Genomic DNA, 20,358 nt, shown 5'->3' with positions numbered 1-20,358 from the left:
GCTCCGGCCCGGTCCGCAGCACCGAAGGAGTGAGCAACACATGAGCACGCCCTATCCGTTCACCGCTGTCGTCGGTCAGAGCGACCTGCGGCTGGCGCTGCTGCTGAACGCCGTGAGCCCGGCGGTCGGCGGTGTGCTCGTGCGCGGCGAGAAGGGAACCGCCAAGTCCACCGCCGTGCGGGCCCTGTCGGCCCTGCTTCCGCAGGTGGACGTGGTGCCCGGGTGCCGCTTCTCGTGCGCGCCCGGCGCGCCCGACCCGGCCTGCCCCGACGGTCCGCACGAGACGGGGCCCGGGAGCGCCCGGCCCGCCCGGATGGTGGAGCTGCCCGTCGGCGCCTCCGAGGACCGCCTCGTCGGCGCCCTGGACATCGAACGGGCCCTCGCCGAGGGCGTGAAGGCCTTCGAGCCAGGGCTGCTCGCCGACGCGCACCGCGGGATCCTGTACGTCGACGAGGTCAATCTGCTCCACGACCACCTGATCGACCTGCTGCTGGACGCCGCCGCGATGGGCGCCTCCTACGTCGAGCGCGAGGGCGTCTCGGTGCGCCACGCGGCCCGCTTCCTGCTCGTCGGCACGATGAACCCGGAAGAGGGCGAGCTGCGCCCGCAGCTGCTCGACCGGTTCGGGCTGACCGTCGAGGTCGCCGCCTCCCGCGAGCCCGCCCAGCGGGTCGAGGTCGTGCGCCGCCGACTCGCCTACGAGGACGACCCCGCGGGCTTCGCGACCCGCTGGGCCGGCGACGAACAGGACGTGCGCGCCCGGGTGGTGGCCGCGAGGGCGCTGCTCCCGCAGGTCTCGCTCGGTGACACCGCACTGCTCCAGATCGCCGCGACCTGCGCGGCCTTCGAGGTCGACGGCATGCGGGCCGACATCGTGATGGCCCGCACGGCGACCGCGCTGGCCGCCTGGGCCGGCCGGACCGCCGTGCGCAAGGAGGACGTCCGCCGGGCGGCACTGCTGGCGCTCCCCCACCGGCGGCGGCGCAGTCCCTTCGACGCGCCCGGCCTCGACGAGGACAAGCTGGACGAGATCCTGGACCGGTTCCCCGACGAGGAGCCGCAGGACGAGCCCGACCCGCAGCCGCAGGACCCCGACGACGACGGCCCGGATGGCGGCCCCGACGGCGGGGGCGGCGGGATGCCCCCGCGGGGCGACGGACCCGGGACGCCCGACACGGGCGACGCGGCGCCGCCGGCTCCCGACACCGCCGACGCGCCGCACGCCCCCGAGGGGCACGACGCACCGGAGGCACCCGAGCCGCAGCCCGCGCGGGGCGAGGACGGGGCGGGCGGGCCCGAGCAGGCCGCCGTCCGGGCCGCGGAGCCGTTCAGGACCCGGATGCTGAGCGTGCCGGGCCTCGGCGAGGGCGCCTCCGGGCGGCGCTCGCGCGCCCGTACCGCCCACGGCCGGACCACCGGGGCCCAGCACCCGCGCGGCCACCTGACGAAGCTGCACCTCGCCGCGACCGTCCGGGCCGCCGCCCCGCACCAGAAGGTCCGCGGCCGCAGCGGCCCGGGACTGATCGTGCGCAAGGACGACCTGCGCCAGGCGACGCGGGAGGGCCGCGAGGGCAACCTCGTGCTGTTCGTCGTCGACGCCTCCGGCTCCATGGCCGCCCGGCAACGCATGAGCGCGGTCAAGGGCGCGGTGCTGTCGCTGCTGCTCGACGCCTACCAGCGCCGGGACAAGGTCGGCCTGATCACCTTCCGGGGGTCGTCCGCGGAGCTGGCCCTGCCGCCCACCTCCTCGGTGGACGCGGCCGCCGCCCGGCTGGAGCAGCTGCCGACGGGGGGCCGCACTCCGCTGGCCGCCGGGCTGCTGAAGGCCCACGAAGTGCTGCGCGTCGAGCGGTTGCGGGACCCCTCGCGCCGGCCGCTGCTGGTGGTCGTCACCGACGGGCGCGCCACGTCGGCCGGCGGCGCCGGGGACCGCTCGGGCGGCACGCCCCGGGAGCTCGCGGGCCGCGGCGCCCATCTGCTGCGGGCCCAGGGCGTCGCGTCCGTCGTCGTGGACTGCGAGTCCGGTCCGGTCCGGCTGGGGCTGGCCGGGGTGCTGGCCGCCGACCTCGGCGGCCCCGCCGTGACGCTGGACGGGCTGCGGGCCGACTCGCTGGCCGGGCTCGTGAAGGACGTACGTACATCGGTGACTTCCGCCGCCGCGTCACACGGCGGCGGGAACAGCAACCACAGCCACAGGAGGGCCGCGTAATGCCGCAGGGACAGCCGTCCGTCGTTCCGGACGACGGACTCACGACGCGCCAGCGCCGAAACCGCCCGCTCGTCTTCGTCCACACCGGCCCCGGCAAGGGCAAGTCGACGGCGGCCTTCGGGCTGGCGCTGCGGGCCTGGAACCAGGGCTGGCCGATCGGGGTCTTCCAGTTCGTCAAGTCGGCGAAGTGGAAGGTCGGCGAGGAGAACGCGCTCAAGGTGCTCGGCGCCTCCGGCGAGGGCGGTTCCGTCGTCTGGCACAAGATGGGCGAGGGCTGGTCCTGGGTCCAGCGGGACGCGCAGCTCGACAACGAGCAGGCGGCCAAGGAGGGCTGGGAGCAGGTCAAGCGGGACCTGGCCGCCGAGACGCACAGGCTGTACGTGCTCGACGAGTTCGCGTACCCGATGCACTGGGGCTGGATCGACGTCGACGAGGTCATCCAGGTGCTGCGCGACCGGCCCGGCACCCAGCACGTGGTGATCACGGGGCGCAACGCGCCGGAGAAGCTGCTGGAGTTCGCGGATCTCGTCACCGAGATGACCAAGGTCAAGCACCCGATGGACACCGGCCAGAAGGGCCAGAAGGGCATCGAGTGGTGACCTCGCTCCCCATTCCCCGGCTGGTCGTCGCCGCGCCGTCCTCCGGCAGCGGCAAGACCACCGTCACGACGGGCCTGATGGCCGCCTTCTCGGAGCGCGGCCTCGCCGTGTCCCCGCACAAGGCCGGGCCCGACTACATCGACCCCGGCTACCACGCGCTGGCCACCGGCCGGCCCGGGCGCAACCTCGACGCCTTCATGTGCGGACCGGAGCTGGTCGCTCCGCTGTTCGCGCACGGGGCGGCCGGGTGCGACCTCGCCGTGGTGGAGGGCGTGATGGGGCTCTACGACGGGGCCGCGGGCCGGGGCGAGCTGGCGTCGACGGCGCAGGTGGCTAAGCTGCTGCGGGCGCCGGTGGTGCTGGTGGTGGACGCGTCCTCGCAGTCGCGGTCGGTGGCGGCACTGGTGCACGGCTTCGCCTCCTTCGACCCGCAGGTGCGGCTGGGGGGCGTGATCCTCAACAAGGTCGGCTCCGACCGGCACGAGGTGATGCTGCGGGAGGCACTGGAGGAGGCCGGGATGCCGGTCCTCGGCGTCCTGCGGCGCGCTCCGCAGGTGGCCGCTCCGTCGCGGCACCTGGGCCTGGTGCCGGTCGCCGAGCGGCGGGCCGACGCCCTGGCCTCGGTGGCTGCCCTGGCGGAGCAGGTCCGGGCCGGGTGCGACCTGGACGCGCTGATGGCCCTGGCCCGTACGGCCCCGGCGTTGGACTGCGAGCCGTGGTCGCCGGAGGGTGCGCGGGCGGACACGCCCGGCCCCGCCGGGCGGCCGGTGATCGCGGTCGCGGGCGGACCGGCGTTCACGTTCTCCTACGCCGAGCACGCGGAGCTGCTCACGGCCGCGGGGGCGGACGTGGTCACCTTCGACCCGCTCCGGGACGAGTCGCTGCCCGAGGGGACCCGCGGCCTGGTGATCGGCGGCGGATTCCCCGAGGTGTACGCGCCCGAGCTGTCGGCCAACCAGCCGCTGCGCGCGGCCGTCGCCGCCTTCGCCGAGGCCGGCGGCCCGGTGGCGGCGGAGTGCGCCGGGCTGCTGTACCTGGCCCGGTCGCTGGACGGGAAGCCCATGTGCGCGGTGCTCGACGCCGACGCGCGGATGTCGGAGCGCCTGACGCTGGGCTACCGCGAGGCGGTGGCGCTCTCCGACAGCCCGCTGGCCCCGGCCGGGACCCGGCTGCGCGGGCACGAGTTCCACCGGACGGTCATCGACCCGGGTGCGGGGGCCTCGCCGGCCTGGGGCTTCACGCACCCGGAACGCCGCGTCGAGGGCTTCGTACAGGGTGGTGTGCACGCGAGTTACCTGCACACGCACTGGGCGGCGGAGCCGTCCGTCGCACGGCACTTCGTGGCCGCGGCACGGGCCCGGTGAGAACGCCCGGCTCACTCCGCGAGGCCCACGACCAGCCAGATCCCGGCCACCCCGCCCACCGTGCACAGCAGGGTGGACAGGAGGGGGTGCTCGTGGTGCGCCTCGGGCAGGATCTCGGCGGCGGCCAGGTAGAGCAGGACGCCGCCGAAGAAGCCGAGGTAGGCGCCCAGCGGTTCCTCCGGAAGGGTGAACAGCAGTGTGGACGCCGCGCCCACGACCGGGGCCGCGGCGTCCGCGAAGAGCATCAGCAGGGCCTTGCGGCGGGTGTTCCCGTAGAGGCTGGTGAGCGTGTACGTGTTGAACCCGTCGGCGAAGTCGTGGGTGATGACGGCGAGCGACACGGCGATGCCCATGCCCCCGCCCACCTGGAAGGCCGCGCCGAGGGCGACGCCGTCGGCGAGGCTGTGGCCGACCATCGCGGCCGCCGCCGTCAGCCCGACCTGCGGGACCCGGCCCCCGTCCTCGGCCCCGTGGGCGGCCTGCCGTACGGCCAGCAGGCGTTCCCCCACGTGCGCGACCAGGAACCCGGCCACGAAGAGCAGCAGGGCGAGCGGTACGCCGAACACCTCCTCCCCCGCCGCGTGCATGGCCTCCGGGAGCAGGTCGAGGCCGACGACACCGAGCATGAGCCCGCCGGCGAGGCCCAGCACGAGGTGGCGGCGGTCGGTGACGCGCTGCGCCGTCCATCCGCCCACCAGGGTCATCAGGAACGCGCCCAGCGCCACGATCACGGCCATGTGCCCCTGGATACCGATTCCTCGGCCCGCGCGCACGTCCGCGCCCCGGTGGCGGGCGGCGGCGTGTTGACGGCGGGCCGCCGCCCGTGGAGGAGTGGCGGGTGACGGGTGGCGGCCGAAGTGACGGGCTACGGGCGACGGGCGAGCGGGACCATGGCTACGGAGGGAGGATTCCGGTGGGCGAGTACGTGACACAGGTGGTGGTCGGGGTCGGCGGGCGCGCGGGGGTCTCCGCGGCCGAGGTCTATGCCCTGGTCGAGGAGACGCTGCGCGGGGCGGGGTTGGCCGCGGCGTCGGTGACGGCGCTGGCCACGGTGGAGTCGAAGGCGGACGAGGCGGGGCTCATGGAGGCGGCGAAACGATTCGGCGTCCCGCTGCTCGGCTACTCCGCCGAAGAGCTCGCCGCGATCACCGTGCCGCACCCCTCGGAATCCGTCCGAGCCGCCACCGGGACGCCTTCGGTGGCGGAGGCCGCGGCGCTCGCCGCCGGCGGGGAACTCCTCGTACCGAAGCGCCGGTCGATGGCCGCGACCTGCGCGGTGGCCACGGCCTCGGCACACGACCTGCGCCACCACGGGGACGCGGAGGTGCGGGACACCGGCTCCGCGCTGGTCGACCTCGCGGTCAACGTACGGTCGGACACTCCGCCCGAGTGGCTCAAGCGACGGCTCGCCGCCTCCCTCGACGACCTCGCCGCCTACCCCGACGGCCGCGCGGCCCGTGCCGCGGTGGCCGCCCGGCACGGACTGCCGACCGAGCGGGTGCTGCTGACCGCCGGCGCGGCGGAGGCCTTCGTACTGATCGCGCGCGCCCTGGGGGCCGTACGGCCCGTGGTGGTGCACCCGCAGTTCACCGAGCCCGAGGCGGCGCTGCGGGACGCGGGCCACCGGGTGGAGCGGGTGGTGCTGCGGTCGGCGGACGGATTCCGGCTGGATCCGACGGCGGTGCCCGAGACGGCGGACCTGGTGGTGGTGGGCAACCCGACCAACCCGACCTCCGTCCTGCACCCGGCGGCGACTCTGGCCGCGCTGGCCCGGCCGGGCCGGATCCTCGTGGTGGACGAGGCGTTCATGGACGCCGTCCCGGGCGAACGGGAGGCACTGGCCGGGCGGACGGACGTGCCGGGGCTGGTGGTGCTGCGCAGCCTCACCAAGACCTGGGGGCTGGCGGGGCTGCGGATCGGCTACGTACTGGCCGAGCCCGAGGTGATCGCCAAGCTCGCGGCCGCGCAGCCGCTGTGGCCGGTCTCGACCCCGGCCCTGGTGGCGGCCGAGGCCTGCCTGGCGCCCGCGGCGCTGGCCGAGGCGCGGGAGGCGGCGCTGCGGATCGCGGTGGACCGGGATCACCTGCTGGCCGGGCTCGCCGAGTTCGACGAGGTCACGCTCGCGGGGGTGGCGCAAGGCCCGTTCGTCCTGATCCGGGTGGTGGGGGGCGCGGAGGTCCGTACCCGGCTGCGCGCCCTCGGTTTCGCCGTGCGCCGCGGGGACACCTTCCCGGGGCTGGACTCCTCCTGGCTGCGGCTGGCGGTGCGCGACCGCGCGACGACGGGCCGGCTGCTCCAGGCCCTGGACCGCGCGCTGAACGTGGTGGGCCGCGGCTGACCGCGGGGCGGGGCCGGGCGGCGGGGAACGGTCGGGCGGGGGCCGGACGGCCGCGGGGCACCGGGGAACGGTCGGGCGGGCCGGACGGCCGCGGGACACCGGGGAACGGTCGGGCGGGGGCCGGACGGCCGCGGGGCACCGGGGAGCGGTCGGGCGGGCCGGACGGCCGCGGGACGGGCGTGTCATCAGGACGGCCGCCTACGATGGCCGTGCGGACGGTGCGGGTGACGATCCCCGCATCGCCGTGCGACGTCGGGGGTGGGGAATGAAGGGACCGGCCACGGCAGCCGCGGCCCTGGCCGGGCTGCTCCTCGTGGGCGGCGCGATCCACGCCGCGCCGCGACTGCTCGACTCCGGGCGCGCTCCCGCCGCGGAGCAGGCGCTGCGGGACGAGCCCGGAGCGGACCGGCCCGCCGTCCCCGAGAGCAGCGCCGCCGCTCCGGCCGGCACGTCGTTCACCCTGGTGGCGACCGGCGACATCATCCCGTACCCGTCGATCGTGCAGAGGGCGGCGGACGACGCGGGCGGCGGGGCCGGCGGGGCCGGCGAGTACGACTTCCGGAAGATACTGGCCGGCGTCAAGCCCGTGGTCTCCGGCGCCGACCTGGCGATATGCCACCACGAGATACCCTACGGACCCCCCGGCGGCCCCTACACCGGGTACCCGACCTTCACGGCTCCGCACCAACTGGCCGACGCCCTGAAGGACGCCGGGTACGACAGCTGCTCCACCGCCTCGAACCACACGCTGGACGCCGGCTACGACGGCCTCGTACGCACCCTCGACCACCTCGACCGGGTCGGCCTCCCCCACGTCGGATCGGCCCGCAGCGCGGAGGAGGCCGGGGCCCCCGCCCTGCTCTCGGCCGGCGGCGCCACGGTCGCCCAGCTGTCGTACACGTACGGCACGAACGGCATCCCGCTCCCCCCGGACAAGCCCTGGGCCGTCAACCTCATCGACCGGGACCGGATCATCGCCGACGCCCGCGCCGCCCGGGCGGCCGGCGCGAACGCGGTGGTCCTCAGCATCCACTGGGGCACCGAGTGGCAGACCGCTCCGGATCGGCAACAGACCCTGCTGGCTCAGGAGTTGACCGCTTCCCGGTCGGCAGACGGACTCGCCGACATCGACCTGGTCCTCGGCACGCACAACCACGTGCCGCAGCCCTACGAGAAGATCAACGGCACCTGGGTGGTCTTCGGCATGGGCGACCAGGTCGCCAGCTTCGTCCCGGCCGGCAAACTGCGCGGCAACCAGTCCTCCGTCCCGCGCTTCACCTTCGCCCCGGCGGCGGGCCACCCCGGCCGCTGGGAGGTGGTGAAGGCCGAGTACCTCACGCAGTACTCGGACATGGGACCGCCGTTCCGTGTCGTCTGCGCCTCCTGCTCGGCCGGCGACGGCACGCTCGCGGCCGGCAAGCGGAGCGAGTACGCCCGGATAGACCGGCAGGTCACGGAAGCCGTGCTGTCGCGGGGCGCGGCCGGCCAGGGGCTGCGGCACGCCACGCGCTGAGCGGGGCCGCGGAGTCGGCGGGACGCCACGCGGCCCCGCCCCGCCGAACCCCCGCCCGCCGAACCCCTGCCTCCCTGCCCCGCCGTCCTGCTGCTGCGTCCGGTCCTCCTGCCCCGCGTCCTCCTGCCCTCTTGCTCTGCGACGCTCGACGACGACGCCGCCGCGCGCCGCCCGCCGAGCACTCCCCTCCAGGTGCTCTCCCGGGCGGCCGCGGCCGGCTCCCGCGTCCGCCGCCTACGAGGTCCGGCCGCGCCGGGTCACGACCAGCGCGGCCGCTCCGATGCCCAGCAGGACCAGCGCGCCGCCCGCGAGGTACGGGGTCAGGGAGCCGCCGCCGGTCTCGGCCAGGTTGGCCCCGGTGGCCGAGCCGCCGGTCCCCGTCGTCACCCCCGTCCCCGTGCCCGTGGCGGACTGCACCTTGATGTCCGACTTCGCGGACGGCGTGGGCGCCGGGGCCGTCGGCGACTCGCAGTGCGCCTCCGCGAGCACGATCTCGCCCTCCACCTGCGCGACGTTCAGGTTCAGCGGGTTCACCGACACCTTGAGGCGCAGCGCGGTGGCCGCCGCCGTCGCGGAGGTGGTCTGCGTGCCGGACAGCTCCAGGTTGACGACGCCCACCCCGGGCACCTCGACCTTGGTCGGGCTGCCGGCCGAGAGGGTGGTCCGCTTGCCCAGCGCGGTGACCGTACCGAGGACGTTCGAGCCGGCCACCGGCTTCTCGCCCACCTCGCAGACGGCCTTGGAGGTGACCTTCTCCACCTCGATGAGGGAGAGCAGCGGCAGGCCGGGCACATGGACGGAGGCCTTCGCGAGGTTCACCTCCGCCTCGGCGCGGGTCTGGTCGGCGGTGGCCTTCGACGTGGCGACGTCGGCGCGCAGGACGCTGACCGGCTTGCCGCCCTCGACCCCGTCGAGCTCGACCGTCAGCGCCGTCTGCTCCGCCGTCGCGGATGCGCTGACCTCGTTGAGGGTCGCCTTCAGCGGCACGTGCACGGTCTTGTCGAGCAGGCCCACGTCCAGTGCGGCGCGCAGGACGACGGCGCCGGCCTTGCCCTCGCTGCCCGCGCCGCCTCCCGTGGCGACGGCGGGCGGAGCGGTGAGCAGGGCGACCGCCCCCGTGGCGAGCAGGACGGCCGCGGGCATGCGGAAGGTGTTGCTGTTCAAGATGGTGGAACCCCCGGGGAGATGGGTGCCGTCGCGTCGCCCATGGGGGACATCGCGCGCCACGGCCTCGACCCCGGAATCTTTACGCAGGGAGAGTGAACGGGCGGCGACCTGACGTGAGTTCATCCCAAAGGGTGGTTTCCATGCAGGCATTCGAATCCCCGCGCCCCACGAAGAACTTCAGTTCCCTCCCGTCACGTGCCGCCGCTCTGCAGACCCCTCGACGGGCATGCACAACGACCGTCGGGCTTCCGACGTCACGACCCGTCAACACTGTGCCGCCCCGACGGGAGGCCGGGCGGGAGGCCGGGCGGGCGGGAGGCCGGGCGGGCGGGAGGCCGGGCGGGCGGGAGGCCGGGCGGGCGCGGGCCCGCGCTTCGGCCTCCGGCCGGCTCAGGCCCGTACCCCGCCGTTCACGACGACCCGCAGCGGCTGCGCCAGCACCCGTACGTCCCCCCGCGGGTCGTCGGCGTAGACCACGAGGTCCGCAGGCGCCCCCTCGGTCAGACCGGGCCGGCCGAGCCACGCGCGCGCGCCCCAGGTCGTCGCCGAGAGGGCTTCCAGCGGCGGGATCCCGGCCTTCACCAGCTCCGCGACCTCCTGCGCGACCAGGCCGTGCGGCAGCGAACCCCCCGCGTCCGTGCCGACGTACACCGGCACGCCCGCGTCGTAGGCCGCCCGGACGGTGTCGTAGCGGCGCTCGTGGAGCCGTCGCATGTGGGCCGACCAGCGCGGGAACTTCGCGTCGCCGCCCGCCGCCAGCTTCGGAAAGGTCGCGATGTTCACGAGCGTCGGGACGATGGCCACCCCGCGCTCCGCGAACAGGGGGATCGTGTCCTGCGTGAGGCCGGTGGCGTGCTCGACGCAGTCGATGCCCGCCTCGACCAGATCGCGCAGGGCGTCCTCGGCGAAGCAGTGCGCCGTGACCCGGGCGCCCAGCCGGTGCGCCTCGGCGATGGCCGCCTCGACCTCGGCGCGCGGCCAGCACGCCGTCAGGTCTCCGGCGTCGCGGTCGATCCAGTCCCCGACCAGCTTGACCCAGCCGTCGCCGCGCCGCGCCTCGCGGCCGACGTACTCGACGAGGTCGGCGGGCTCGATCTCGTGGGCGTAGTTGCGGATGTAGCGGCGGGTGCGGGCGATGTGCCGGCCGGCCCGGATGATCTTCGGGAGGTCCTCGCGGTCGTCGATCCAGCGGGTGTCGGAGGGCGAACCGGCGTCGCGGATGAGGAGGGTTCCCGCGTCGCGGTCGGCGAGGGCCTGGACCTCGGCGGTCGCCGCGTCGACGGGGCCGTGCGCGTCCAGCCCCACGTGGCAGTGCGCGTCGACCAGGCCGGGCAGGACCCAGCCGGTCACCGTGGTCGTCCCGCGGGCGGTGCGCGGGCGTTCGTAGGAAACCTTCCCGCCGATCACCCAGAGCTCGTCGCGGACCTCGTCGGGTCCGACCAGCACCCGGCCCTTCACGTGCAGGACGTCCTGCGGGGCGGCGCGGTGCGGCACGTCGTACGGAGCGGCATCGGTCATGTCGGCACTGTACGTGCGTGCTCGGTACGCTCTTTCGGCAACCCCCGGACGAACCGGTCAACCCGGACGAAGAGAGCCCCGCCGGGACCCACCCCCGCCTGGACCTGCCGCCCCTGACCCGCGTGCACCAGCGAGACGAAGTCGATCCCGGCGTGCTCGGCCGGCGCCCCCGCCACCTGCCCCGCCGTCACGGCGCGGAGGGTTCAAAGGCCAGGCTCGGCCCGTTCTGCCTTGCCGCGCTCTCTGCCGTACTCGACGTTCCCCTAGCTGCCCTTGAAGGTGAAGTGGACCGACGCGAGTTCCTTACCGACATTGCCCGGGCTCCCATAGCCCCCGTGATCGCCTCTGACCTGATCAACGCAGGTTTTTGCCGCACGGCTGAGCGGCGGACCGTCGACGGACGAGTGGGAAGCCAAGCTGACCACGTACGGCACCGAGTACATGTCAATGGGCGCTGCGGACATCCAGCGTCGGGAGTCCGGCGAACTCGTCACCGTGCAGCAGCAGCTGGAAGACCCCCGGCCGTGGTCGGTGGCTTCCCGGCCGATGACCCTCTACGCCAAGACGTCCCCAGGGTCGGACGGCTCGACGGCTGTCCATTGGTATCGAATGGCAGCAAGGGCAGCTGACGAATCCGCAGACGCCGAAGCGCGCGTGTGGGACCGTGGACGTGCAGCCATCGCGCTGGGCTATGAGGGCGCACCGCTGGGAGTCGCTGACGTGCTGGCGGACCAAGCCTTGGCGATATCGAAGCAGCCCTCCCTGGGGCTCCTGAACGCCGTGATGGGCAAGGCCCATGCCGCAGCACTTCGAGGTGACAGAGCCACAGCCCTCAAGCTCGCCGACGATGGCCGCCGGATCTTCGACAAGGCGGGATCGCACGAACACACCAGCGACTACGCCGTGCCCTGGTGGCGGATGAACGTCTTCCTATCACTCCTCTTGGCCCGTCTGGGCGACGATCAGGGAGCCGTTCAGGCTCAGGAAGCGGCGCGCCGCGAACTCCGACAGAACTGCCTGGGTTCACGACTCGCGTTGATATGCACAGGGGCCCGATGCTCGCCCGGTCCGGCGACGTATCCGGCGGGACTGCCTACGCACGGGGCGCGCTGGATGCCCTGCCGCCGGAGAAGCATTCCCTCACGCTGAGATTGCTCATGTCGGAGATTGAGACGTCCTGACGATCCGCCAGTCCTTCCGGCAGTCTGCATGGGGCCCGAATTGGCATCGGCGCTTAGGCCCCGCGCTCCGGCTTGGTCCACACTCCCGAGCCGGTCGCCAAACGCAGAGAGCCCCCCAACCCGTCGCTGTTGGCGGGTCAGACACAAGTAGTCGAGCCGTCCAGAAAAGAGCTGAGTGGGGGCAGCGTGCGCGCCTACATCGCACCCCTTTCGCTCCGTACAGGTCTGGCCAGGACCCCCACGGGGCGGTGTCTGTGAGTCGGGCGTGACTCCGGTGGGTTGAAGATCGTTGGCGAGGCATGAACAACACCGCTAGGCGCACGCTTGCCGCTCTCGCCCTCGCCGGGGCTGCCCTGACGATTACTGGGGCCGCTCACGCTGACGGCGTCCTGGGGCTAGGGGATTCAGGAGGCTCGAACCGGGATGAGTCCCAGAATCTGAACATGATCTTGAACGGAGATTCGTTCATGGATGGGATGCATAACACCTTTGCCCCGAGTCACAAGGTTGGCGGAATCGACGGTGTCGGCAGTTCTCACGTGAGGTAGTCAGAAGAGGGCACCAGCGGCCCCGAAGTCCTCGCGGGTCTTGAGTCGATGGCACGGGCGGCAGAGCGGTTGTACGTTCCCGTCCGTGTTCTTCCCGCCGAGGAACCGCACAGCAGCCCCGAGGATCGGCCCCCACGCGGCACAGTGCCGAGCCGGGGCCCGCCCTAGTGCTGCATCAAGCATCGTTCGCCCGCCCTGTGGGAGACAAATGATCTGCTGGGTAGAGCGGTTCCCGCATAGCCTGCCTGGCTGTGGACATGGGACGTGCGGATCAACAGCTCCGCCTGATCGCTGAGGCTGTGCAGGTTGCCGGAGCTCTTGGGGTCTCGTTGTGGCTTCGCGGCGGATGGGCCATGGACTTCTTCCTCGGCGAGATCACGCGAGACCATGAGGACATCGACTGGTTCGCCTGGACAGACGATGCCGGGGCCCTGGCGGAAGGCTTGCTGCTGCACGGCTATAAACCGGTCCCAGGACCGCCACCTGAGCTGCAGCTCGATTTCTCCAAGGACGGGCTGGACAACAGCTTTACGCTCCTGGACCGGGATACGGCCGGCCGTGTGGTGGTCGCCGGGGGCCCCTGGGTCGGTGCGCCCTGGCCCGGGGGAATGCTCGATGCTGGGCCGGGCCGTATCGGCGCTCTGGAATGTGCGATCGTCAGTCCACAGGCTCAGATCGAGATCAAGCGGATGATGCCCACCTGGGATCCCTCCCGGCCTCGACGGACCAAGGACGCCGAGGACATCGCCCGACTGGAAGCAGCCCTCAGAGCACGGGGCAAGCGGTCTGAGTGAGGTTCTTGGGCGTCGGTCGTCCCCTACCGTCGGTCAGTGGCAGAACGAGTACGCGTCCGTGAGATCGATGACGACGAGGGCCGGCGACTGCTTCGGATCATCCGCAGGGGCACCGGATCGGTGGTGACCTGGCGGCGAGCCAGATGGTGCTGCTGTCCGCGCAGGGCATGTCGGTGGCGAAGATCGCCGAGGTGTCCTTCACGAGCGGTGACCGGGTCCGCGATGTGATCCACAACTTCAACACCGACGGCTTCGACTCGCTGTATCCGAAGTACAAGGGCGGCCGCCCGAAGACGTTCACGCTGCCCGAGCGGCGCGAGATCAAGAAGATCGCGAAGTCCAAGCCGACCGAGCACGACCTGCCGTCCTCAACATGGAGCCTGACCAAGCTGGCGGACTTCCTGGTCGCCGAGGGGGTGGTCGACGACCTCAGCCACGAGGGCCTGCGCATCCTGCTCCGCGAGGAAGGCGTCTCCTTTCAACGCCTGAAGACCTGGAAGACCTCCCGCGACCCGGACTACGCCGCCAAGAAGGCCCGCGTCGAGCACTTCTACGCGATCGCCGACGGCGACCTTTTCGCCGCACTCGACCTGTCCAAGGACAAGCTCTACGGACAACATCAAACCGATCAAGCGGCGCACCCAGTTCGTCGAGTTCTGCCGCTACCTGCGCACCCTCTACCCGTCAGAAGTGCGGATCGCGATCGTCTGCGACGACTTCTCCCCGCACCTGACCACAGGGAAGTGTCAGCGGGTCGGCACCTGGGCGGCAGCGAAGAATGTCGAGATCGCCTACACACCCACCAACAGCTCCTGGCTCAACCGGATCGAAGCCCAGTTCACAGCCCTGCGCTATTTCACCCTGGACGGCACGGACCACGCCGACCACAAGGAACAGGGCAGCATGATCCGCCGCTACATCATCTGGCGGAACCGCCACGCCGACGATCTTCGCCTACGCGCCGTCGTCGACCGGGCAAACGTTGCCTGATGCGGCACTAGCTACTCCTGCGTGGGGCGCATCGCTGCGGCGCTCGTCACGTCCTCGGCCGTACTCACGACCAACACGTTGCGGGGCGGTGCAGCAGCAAGAGCAGCACACACAGCCGCGAGCCGTTCAACGTCCTCGGCGCCGTGGTCGTGCGACTCGCTGAGCCACGTCACGGGCACCGCCGAACTCGGTACGGGTCTTGAGCTGGTGACACACGTGGCACACCACTTGCACGTTGCTGTTTACGTCCGCGCCCCCGAGGGGGAAGGGACGCACGTGGTCCACGTCCACCCCAGAAGCGGGGGAAGTCGTTCAAGCACCCGTCACGCCACGCGGCCCCCTTCTCTTGCACTCGCCGGCGGAGCCTCGCGGCAGCCGCGTGTCGGTTGGCCCGTCGTCGGCCCCGGGCGGTGGGTGCAAACACTGGTCCGTCCCTTGTACGCCTCCAATGGGAGGCGTACAGCCGAAATGCTTTGGTGGATTGCGGGCATCACCGTTGTCCGTCCCTGCGAAGGGGCGGCACGACGTGGCGTAGTGCCCGCTCAAGGGCTCGAACCTCGGAACTCTGCGGCCGATGTCCCCTCGCGGAGCCGGTACCGCGCACCTCTAGCCGTTGGGTCTGCGGGCCTCCACTGCTTTTCGGCCGGCGCGCCACCGCCCGCCGCGAGCGGGGCCGCCGGGTCCGCGGCGAGGGCCCGGGCCACCACAGAGAGGCCTCCTCGACGCGCAGGGTGGTGGCCTCGGGGAAGCGGTGCCGCGCGGGGCGGAGGCCGACCCGGAAGCGGGCCGGCGGGCGGGCGGGTGGTGTTTAGCCGTCGAGGGCGTCCAGCAGGCGGTCGACGTCCGCCTCCGTCGTGTAGAGGTGGAACGAGGCGCGCAAGGTCCCCCCGCGCGCGGCCGTGGCGATGCCGGCCGCCTGCAGGGCGGGCTGCCGGGCTGCGAGGCCCGGCACGGAGACGATGGCGCTCCCGCCGGGTACCGGCTCGTGCCCGAGGCGGGCCAGACCCGCCCGGTAGCGGGCCGCCAGCGCGGTGTCGTGGGCGTGGACGGCCTCGATGCCGATCCGTTCCAGCAGCGCCAGCGAGGCCTCGGCCGCGTGGTAGGCGAGGAAGGCCGGGGATTCGTCGAAGCGCCGTGCGCCGCGGGCCAGTTGCGGCATCGGCCCGTAGGTGGCGTCCCACATGGACTCCGCGGCCACCCAGCCGGCGTGCAGCGGGGTCAGCGTGTCCTGGGCCTCCTCGGAGACGGTCAGGTAGGAGGCTCCCCGGCCGCCCAGCAGCCACTTGTACCCGGCGGTGACCGTGTACTCGTAGGGCGACGCGTCGAAGGGCAGGCATCCCGCGGCATGGGTCGCGTCGACCAGCATCCGGGCCCCGTGCGCGGCCGTCGCGGCGCGGACCCCGGCCAGGTCCGCCACGCGCCCGTCCGCCGACTGCACGGCGCTCAGCGAGACCAGGGCGGTGTGCGGACCGACGGCTTCGGCCACGGCCTCCAGCGGTACGAAGCGGACCTTGAGGTCGCCGCGCACCACGAAGGGGTTGATCACGGAGGCGAAGTCGCCCTCGGGGCAGAGGACTTCGGCGCCGGGCGGGAGGGAGGCCGCGACGAGGGCGACGTGGGTCGCCACGGACGAGCCGACCGCCACGCGCCCGGGATCGACCCCGACCAGCCGGCCGAAGGCGGCGCGGACCCGGTTCACCCGGTCGAAGTCGCCGAAGCCGGCGGGGAGTCCGGCCCCGGCCGCCTCGGCCAGGTCGTGTACGGCCGCGACGGCGGAACGCGGGAGGATCCCGCAGGTGGCGGTGTTGAGGTAGACGGTGGAGGGGGCGAACTCGGCACGGGTGGCCTCGGCGAGCGGAAGATCCATGCCTTCCACTCTGCGCCAGACCCTGCCCCAAAGTCCATGGCCGAGTTTCACTGCCCCACCCCAAGGGATGCTTATATGTGCGGGCCCGCGCACGCCCCGTCGGGTTCGCACGCCTCGGCGGCCGGTGTCGGCGCGGTCACCTCGCGGCCGGTTCGGGCCGGCTCCACCGCCCGGGTGAACACCTCGGCCGGCTGCCCGCCGGAGATCCCGTAGCGGTGGTCGAGGACGGAGAAGGGCGCCGCGTTCGCGCCCGGCCCGGCGGCCTCGCGCCCGTCGGCCCGCACGGCGTCGGGTCTGCCGGGAGGGTCGGGCAAGCAGCGGTAAAGCAGCCCGCCCGAGTGGGACCGGCCGCATGACAACCCCGCCATCCCGCTTCCCGCGGGGGCTTTCCGTTGCCCGACCCCGCCCCGGCGCGGCGTGGCGCGCGTGGCGGGGCGGGCCGACGGGGCTCGGCCGAATCCCGCTAGGGCTGGGGCGGGCGGGTGTCCCCGGCCGGGGGCTGTGGCTTGCCGATCTGGTCGTTGAGCCTCTGCTGGGCCGTGTCCACCTGGCTCTGGTGCTTGTTCCCGGTCCTCTTGTCGAAGGCGTCTCCCGCCTTCTCGACTCCTTGGCGAGCCTGGTCCGGGTGTCCCTTGATCAGGTCTTTGAGCTTGTTGAGCATGGACATGAAAGGTCCTCTCTACTTCTCTGGCCGTCCCCCCAGCCTGACACCACCGGGCCCGGGGGGCACCCCGGGCGGTGCCGGGCGGCCGGGGGAGGGTGACGGCGGTTCCCCGCGCGTCGCCCCCGCGCCCGCGGCTACTTCTTCAGCCACGCCCCCATCATCTTCTGCGCGACGGGGGCGGCCAGCTTGCCGCCGCCGATCTCGGACCGCTCGGTGCCGGAGTTCTCGATCACGACGGCCACGGCGATCTGCTTGCCGTTCAGCTTGCCGTACGAGGTGAACCAGGCCAGCGGCGCGAGGCTGTTGTCGACTCCGCGCTGGGCGGTACCCGTCTTGCCGCCCACTTCGGCCCCCGGCACCAGCGCCGGCTTGCCGCCGCCCTCCGTGGCGACCGTCCGCATGGCGTCCTGGATCATCGAGGCGGTCCTTTCGCTGACGACCTGCTGGGACTTCGGGTCGTCGAAGCTCTCCAGCACGTTGCCGCCGGAGTCGGTGACCTCGGAGACCATATGGGGGGCGACGAGCTTGCCGCCGTTCTCGACGGCGGCGGTCACCATCGCCATCTGGAGCGGGGTGGCCTGCACGTCGAACTGGCCGATGCCCGTCTGCGCGACCTGGTCGACCGACATCTTCTTCGACGGGTACGTGCTCGGCGGGTTGGTGCGGACCGGGGTGTCGATCTGCACGTTGAAGCCGAACTTCTCGGCCATGGCCCGCATCTTGTCCTGGCCCAGCTGGGAGGCGAGCTCCGCGAACACGTTGTTGCAGGACAGCTTCAGGGCGGTGCGCACCGAGACGTTGTTGCAGGCGGCCGATCCCGCCTCACTGGGCAGCAGTGTGCGGGTGCCGGGGATGGTGTACGGGTCGGCGATGCCGGTCTGCTGGTCGAGGTTGCCGACGAGACCGTTCTCGATCGCCGCGGCGAGCGTGACCAGCTTGAAGGTGGAGCCCGGTGCCTGCGGTTTGCGCAGCGCGACGTTCTCCATCGCCCTGCCCTGGTCGGCGGAGAGTTCCTGCCAGGCCTGTTCGTCGTTGGCGCCGGCGATGCGGCCGGGGTCGAAGGACGGGTTGTTGACCACACCGAGGATCCGGCCGGTCGCCGGGTCGATGGCGACAGCGGCTCCCTGCTTGCCCTGGAGCGCGTCGTAGCCGGCCTTCTGGACGTCCCGGTCGATGGTGGTCAGGACGTTGCCCGGATCGGCCCGCTTGTTGGTGAGCATGTCCATCACCGTCTTCAGCCGGCTGTCGGAGCCGTTGAGCACGTTCTTGTAGATGCCCTCCAGCATGCTCGTGCCGAAGGCCTGGGAGCTGAATCCGGTGACCGGCGCGTAGAGGGGACCGTCGACGTACGTGCGCTTGTACCCGAAGTCCTTGCCGCCCGTCTTCGTCGAGCCGGTGATCGCCTCCCCGCCCACGATGATGTTGCCCAGCGGGTTCTCGTACTGCCCGATGAGGTTCCGCCGGTTGTTCTTGTCGTCTGCGAGGGCCTGGCCTTGGTATGCCTGCACCCAGGTGACGCGGACCAGCAGGGCCACCACCAGGAGCAAACAGAAGACCGACGCACGCCTGATCGTCTTGTTCATCCCCCAGAAGGACGCTTCAAGGGCACCGGGCGTTCCGCTCTGCCCCGATTGTGGCGGGGTTCTCAGCTTTTCTTCATGAGGAAGCCTCCCTCGTAGGCCGCGATGACGGCCTGGGTGCGGTCGCGGGAGCCGGTCTTGGCGAGGACGGCCGCGACATGCGTCTTCACGGTCTGCGCGCCGACTCCGAGGCGCTCGCTCACCTCCTGGTTGGACAGACCCGTGGCCATCAGGCGCAGGACGTCGGCCTCGCGGTCGGTGAGCCTGGCCACCCAGGGCGCGGCGGCGCCGGGGCCGCCGGGCGTGCGGGCGGCGGCGAGGGCGCGGACGGCCGCCGGGAAGAGCAGGCAGTCACCGCGCGCGACGAGCCGGACCGCGCCGACCAACTCGTCCGGATCGGCGCGCTTGAGGAGGAACCCGGCGGCTCCCGCGCGCAGCGCGCCGTACACGTACGCGTCGTTCTCGAAGGTGGTGACGACCACGATGCGGGGCGGCTCGGCCATCGTGGCGAGGATCTGCTCCGTGGCCCGGATGCCGTCGATCTCGGGCATCCGGACGTCCATCAGCACCACGTCCGGGGCCAGGGAGCGGACCAGCGGGACGGCCTCGGCGCCGGTGGCCGCCTCGCCGACGACCTCCAGGTCCGGCTCGGCTTCGAGGATCACCCGCAGGGCGGTGCGGACCATCCGCTCGTCGTCGCAGACCACCACCCGCAGCGGCGCGGCAGGAGTGCGGTGGGTGCGGGCGGTGCCGGGGGTCACCGGTCCCCTCCGCCCAGGGGGAGGACGGCCCTCAGCCGCCAACTGCCGGCGTGCGGGCCCGCCTCGACGCGGCCGCCGAGCAGCGACGCCCGCTCGGCGGCGCCGCGCAGGCCCCGGCCGCCGGTGGTGCGCGGCTCCCGGCCCTCGGAGGCTGCGGGGGGATTGGTCATGGTGATCTCCAGTTCACGGTCTCCGGCGCGCGTCCCGTCCTGTACGAGGATCCGCAGTTCCACGGGGCCCGCGCCGTGGCGCAGGGTGTTGCTGAGGCCCTCCTGGACGATGCGGTAGGCCTCGCGGGAGGTGACGGCCGGCAGCCGCTCCCAGCCCCCGTCCCCTCCGGGGTCCTGGTGGGCGGTGACGGTGGTGCCCGCGGCCCGGGTGCGGGCCAGCAGGCCGCCGAGGTCGGCGGCGAGGGTCGGCGCGGGCGCGGCGTCCGCCCGGGCCGGGTCGCCGTCCCGCAGCAGCCCGAGGACGGCGTCCAGTTCGTCCACCGTCCGCCGGGTGGTGTCCTCGATGGCGGCGAGTGCCTCCCGTACGAACTCGGGGTCCCGGTCCAGCACCCGCCGGGCTGCGACCGCTTGGAGGGTGACCGCGCTCAGCGCGTGCCCCACCGCGTCGTGCAGCTCCCGCGCCAGGCGGTTGCGCACCGCCAGGTCGGCGGCCCGCTCCTCGGCCGCGGCCAGCCGGTCCGCCGCCGTCGGCCCCAGGAGTACGGGCGCCAGCCGGGCCAGCAGCGACCCGGCCCCGGCGGCGACGAGGGCGAGCCCGGTCAGCAGGGCGAGCCCGAGCGGCGGCGCCAGGTACGGGTCGAGGTGCGCGCCGAACCACATCCGTACCGGACCGGCCTCCCGCCATGCGCGCACGAAGGGCAGTGCCGTCAGGACCAGGGCCATCGGCGGCACCGCGAGCGTCATCCCGCTGACCACCGCGCCGACCCCCAGGTGCAGGGTCCACCAGGCCGACGTCCGCCCCCGCGCCGCCCAGGACCGCGCGGGTCCCGCGGACAGCAGCTCCCCGGGCACCTCGCACATGGCCCGGACCGCGCCCACCGACAGCGGCCGCACCGGCCCGAACACCGCGGTGACCGCGGCCAGTGGCAGGGCCACCGCGTACGAGGCGAGCACCGCCGGCAAGGAGGTGAACAGGCTGCCGGTCTCGCCCGCCACCGCGCCGATCGCCACCTGGGCGAGCAGGAAGTACGGCATCAGCAGGGCCCCGCCGAGTATCAGGTGGACCCACCGCAGCCGGGCCCGCGCCCCGAACAG

At 73.1% G+C, this 20,358-nt stretch carries 17 protein-coding genes and 1 pseudogene; 8 read left to right on the top strand and 10 right to left on the bottom strand.

Features of this window, described 5'->3' with window-relative positions; genetic code table 11:
• Positions 1–40 precede the first annotated feature (40 nt).
• The 3 genes from ACWFQ8_RS16080 to ACWFQ8_RS16070 are packed head-to-tail and all read left to right on the top strand — an operon-like array spanning position 41 to position 4,172.
• A complete protein-coding gene (locus ACWFQ8_RS16080; protein WP_453786835.1) occupies positions 41–2,209 on the top strand; it encodes a putative cobaltochelatase in 2,169 nt (722 codons plus the stop codon).
• Positions 2,209–2,808, top strand: coding sequence for a cob(I)yrinic acid a,c-diamide adenosyltransferase (gene cobO / locus ACWFQ8_RS16075; RefSeq protein WP_453786834.1), 600 nt, complete (start codon positions 2,209–2,211; stop codon positions 2,806–2,808). Before ACWFQ8_RS16080 ends, cobO begins: the two co-directional genes overlap by 1 nt.
• Positions 2,802–4,172, top strand: a complete 1,371-nt coding sequence (locus ACWFQ8_RS16070) for a cobyrinate a,c-diamide synthase (RefSeq protein ID WP_453786833.1) — start codon at positions 2,802–2,804, stop codon at positions 4,170–4,172. Before cobO ends, ACWFQ8_RS16070 begins: the two co-directional genes overlap by 7 nt.
• An 11-nt stretch (positions 4,173–4,183) precedes the next feature.
• On the opposite strand, the gene ACWFQ8_RS16065 is transcribed toward ACWFQ8_RS16070, so the two are convergent.
• A complete protein-coding gene (locus tag ACWFQ8_RS16065; RefSeq protein WP_453786832.1) occupies positions 4,184–4,909 on the bottom strand; it encodes a ZIP family metal transporter in 726 nt (241 codons plus the stop codon).
• Between the two features lie 176 nt (positions 4,910–5,085).
• Here ACWFQ8_RS16065 and cobC point away from each other — a divergent pair, with 176 nt between their 5' ends.
• Both cobC and ACWFQ8_RS16055 read left to right on the top strand, forming a co-directional pair.
• A complete protein-coding gene (gene cobC, locus ACWFQ8_RS16060; RefSeq protein WP_453786831.1) occupies positions 5,086–6,510 on the top strand; it encodes an Rv2231c family pyridoxal phosphate-dependent protein CobC in 1,425 nt (474 codons plus the stop codon).
• Between the two features lie 265 nt (positions 6,511–6,775).
• Positions 6,776–8,023, top strand: a complete 1,248-nt coding sequence (locus ACWFQ8_RS16055; RefSeq protein WP_453786830.1) for a CapA family protein — start codon at positions 6,776–6,778, stop codon at positions 8,021–8,023.
• 234 nt (positions 8,024–8,257) lie between these two features.
• Here the strand turns inward: ACWFQ8_RS16055 and ACWFQ8_RS16050 are convergent, their stop codons facing one another.
• Together ACWFQ8_RS16050 and ACWFQ8_RS16045 are read right to left on the bottom strand one after the other, a co-directional pair.
• Positions 8,258–9,187, bottom strand: a complete 930-nt coding sequence (locus ACWFQ8_RS16050; RefSeq protein ID WP_453786829.1) for an SCO1860 family LAETG-anchored protein — start codon at positions 9,185–9,187, stop codon at positions 8,258–8,260.
• A 393-nt stretch (positions 9,188–9,580) separates the two neighbouring features.
• Positions 9,581–10,708 carry an amidohydrolase family protein gene (locus tag ACWFQ8_RS16045; protein ID WP_453786828.1) on the bottom strand — a complete coding sequence of 376 codons (1,128 nt, stop codon included), beginning with the start codon at positions 10,706–10,708 and terminating at the stop codon, positions 9,581–9,583.
• A gap of 447 nt (positions 10,709–11,155) precedes the next feature.
• Between ACWFQ8_RS16045 and ACWFQ8_RS16040 the strand changes: the two genes are divergently transcribed.
• From ACWFQ8_RS16040 to ACWFQ8_RS16030, 3 genes and pseudogenes are all read left to right on the top strand, one after another.
• The gene (locus ACWFQ8_RS16040; RefSeq protein ID WP_453786827.1) at positions 11,156–11,857 is read left to right on the top strand and encodes a hypothetical protein; all 702 of its coding nucleotides are present in this window, start codon (positions 11,156–11,158) and stop codon (positions 11,855–11,857) included.
• 837 nt (positions 11,858–12,694) lie between these two features.
• Positions 12,695–13,231 (top strand): nucleotidyltransferase domain-containing protein, encoded by a 537-nt coding sequence (locus ACWFQ8_RS16035; protein WP_453786869.1) that lies wholly within the window; start codon positions 12,695–12,697, stop codon positions 13,229–13,231.
• A 36-nt stretch (positions 13,232–13,267) separates the two neighbouring features.
• A pseudogene (locus ACWFQ8_RS16030) lies at positions 13,268–14,221 on the top strand (helix-turn-helix domain-containing protein).
• 126 nt (positions 14,222–14,347) lie between these two features.
• On the opposite strand, the gene ACWFQ8_RS16025 reads toward ACWFQ8_RS16030, so the two are convergent.
• The 7 genes from ACWFQ8_RS16025 to ACWFQ8_RS15995 all read right to left on the bottom strand — a co-directional run bounded on the left by ACWFQ8_RS16025 (position 14,348) and on the right by ACWFQ8_RS15995 (position 20,358).
• Positions 14,348–14,497, bottom strand: a complete 150-nt coding sequence (locus ACWFQ8_RS16025; protein WP_453786826.1) for a hypothetical protein — start codon at positions 14,495–14,497, stop codon at positions 14,348–14,350.
• A gap of 532 nt (positions 14,498–15,029) precedes the next feature.
• On the bottom strand, positions 15,030–16,088 hold the full coding sequence (locus tag ACWFQ8_RS16020; protein ID WP_453786825.1) for an aminotransferase class V-fold PLP-dependent enzyme: 1,059 nt from the start codon (positions 16,086–16,088) through the stop codon (positions 15,030–15,032).
• Between the two features lie 71 nt (positions 16,089–16,159).
• Entirely contained in the window at positions 16,160–16,372 is a 213-nt protein-coding gene (locus ACWFQ8_RS16015; protein WP_453786824.1) for a hypothetical protein, read from the bottom strand.
• A gap of 179 nt (positions 16,373–16,551) precedes the next feature.
• Positions 16,552–16,755 (bottom strand): antitoxin, encoded by a 204-nt coding sequence (locus ACWFQ8_RS16010; RefSeq protein WP_453786823.1) that lies wholly within the window; start codon positions 16,753–16,755, stop codon positions 16,552–16,554.
• Positions 16,756–16,886: 131 nt separating this feature from the next.
• Positions 16,887–18,335, bottom strand: a complete 1,449-nt coding sequence (locus ACWFQ8_RS16005) for a peptidoglycan D,D-transpeptidase FtsI family protein (protein ID WP_453786822.1) — start codon at positions 18,333–18,335, stop codon at positions 16,887–16,889.
• A 62-nt stretch (positions 18,336–18,397) separates the two neighbouring features.
• On the bottom strand, positions 18,398–19,018 hold the full coding sequence (locus ACWFQ8_RS16000) for a response regulator (RefSeq protein WP_453786868.1): 621 nt from the start codon (positions 19,016–19,018) through the stop codon (positions 18,398–18,400).
• A gap of 71 nt (positions 19,019–19,089) precedes the next feature.
• On the bottom strand, positions 19,090–20,358 hold the full coding sequence (locus ACWFQ8_RS15995) for a sensor histidine kinase (protein ID WP_453786867.1): 1,269 nt from the start codon (positions 20,356–20,358) through the stop codon (positions 19,090–19,092).

The organism is Streptomyces sp. NPDC055254 (assembly GCF_053606025.1).
This window is presented reverse-complemented; position numbering and strand designations above follow the sequence as displayed.

What these genes read in the sequence shown, in the direction of transcription:
- ACWFQ8_RS16080 (WP_453786835.1), top strand. Translation starts at nt 41, where the DNA reads ATGAGCACGCCCTATCCGTTCACCGCTGTCGTCGGTCAGAGCGACCTG.
- cobO (WP_453786834.1), top strand. Translation starts at nt 2,209, where the DNA reads ATGCCGCAGGGACAGCCGTCCGTCGTTCCGGACGACGGACTCACGACG.
- ACWFQ8_RS16065 (WP_453786832.1), bottom strand. Translation starts at nt 4,909, where the DNA reads ATGGCCGTGATCGTGGCGCTGGGCGCGTTCCTGATGACCCTGGTGGGC.
- ACWFQ8_RS16055 (WP_453786830.1), top strand. Translation starts at nt 6,776, where the DNA reads ATGAAGGGACCGGCCACGGCAGCCGCGGCCCTGGCCGGGCTGCTCCTC.
- ACWFQ8_RS16045 (WP_453786828.1), bottom strand. Translation starts at nt 10,708, where the DNA reads ATGACCGATGCCGCTCCGTACGACGTGCCGCACCGCGCCGCCCCGCAG.
- ACWFQ8_RS16040 (WP_453786827.1), top strand. Translation starts at nt 11,156, where the DNA reads ATGGGCGCTGCGGACATCCAGCGTCGGGAGTCCGGCGAACTCGTCACC.
- ACWFQ8_RS16035 (WP_453786869.1), top strand. Translation starts at nt 12,695, where the DNA reads ATGGGACGTGCGGATCAACAGCTCCGCCTGATCGCTGAGGCTGTGCAG.
- ACWFQ8_RS16020 (WP_453786825.1), bottom strand. Translation starts at nt 16,088, where the DNA reads ATGGATCTTCCGCTCGCCGAGGCCACCCGTGCCGAGTTCGCCCCCTCC.
- ACWFQ8_RS16010 (WP_453786823.1), bottom strand. Translation starts at nt 16,755, where the DNA reads ATGTCCATGCTCAACAAGCTCAAAGACCTGATCAAGGGACACCCGGAC.
- ACWFQ8_RS16005 (WP_453786822.1), bottom strand. Translation starts at nt 18,335, where the DNA reads ATGAACAAGACGATCAGGCGTGCGTCGGTCTTCTGTTTGCTCCTGGTG.
- ACWFQ8_RS16000 (WP_453786868.1), bottom strand. Translation starts at nt 19,018, where the DNA reads ATGGTCCGCACCGCCCTGCGGGTGATCCTCGAAGCCGAGCCGGACCTG.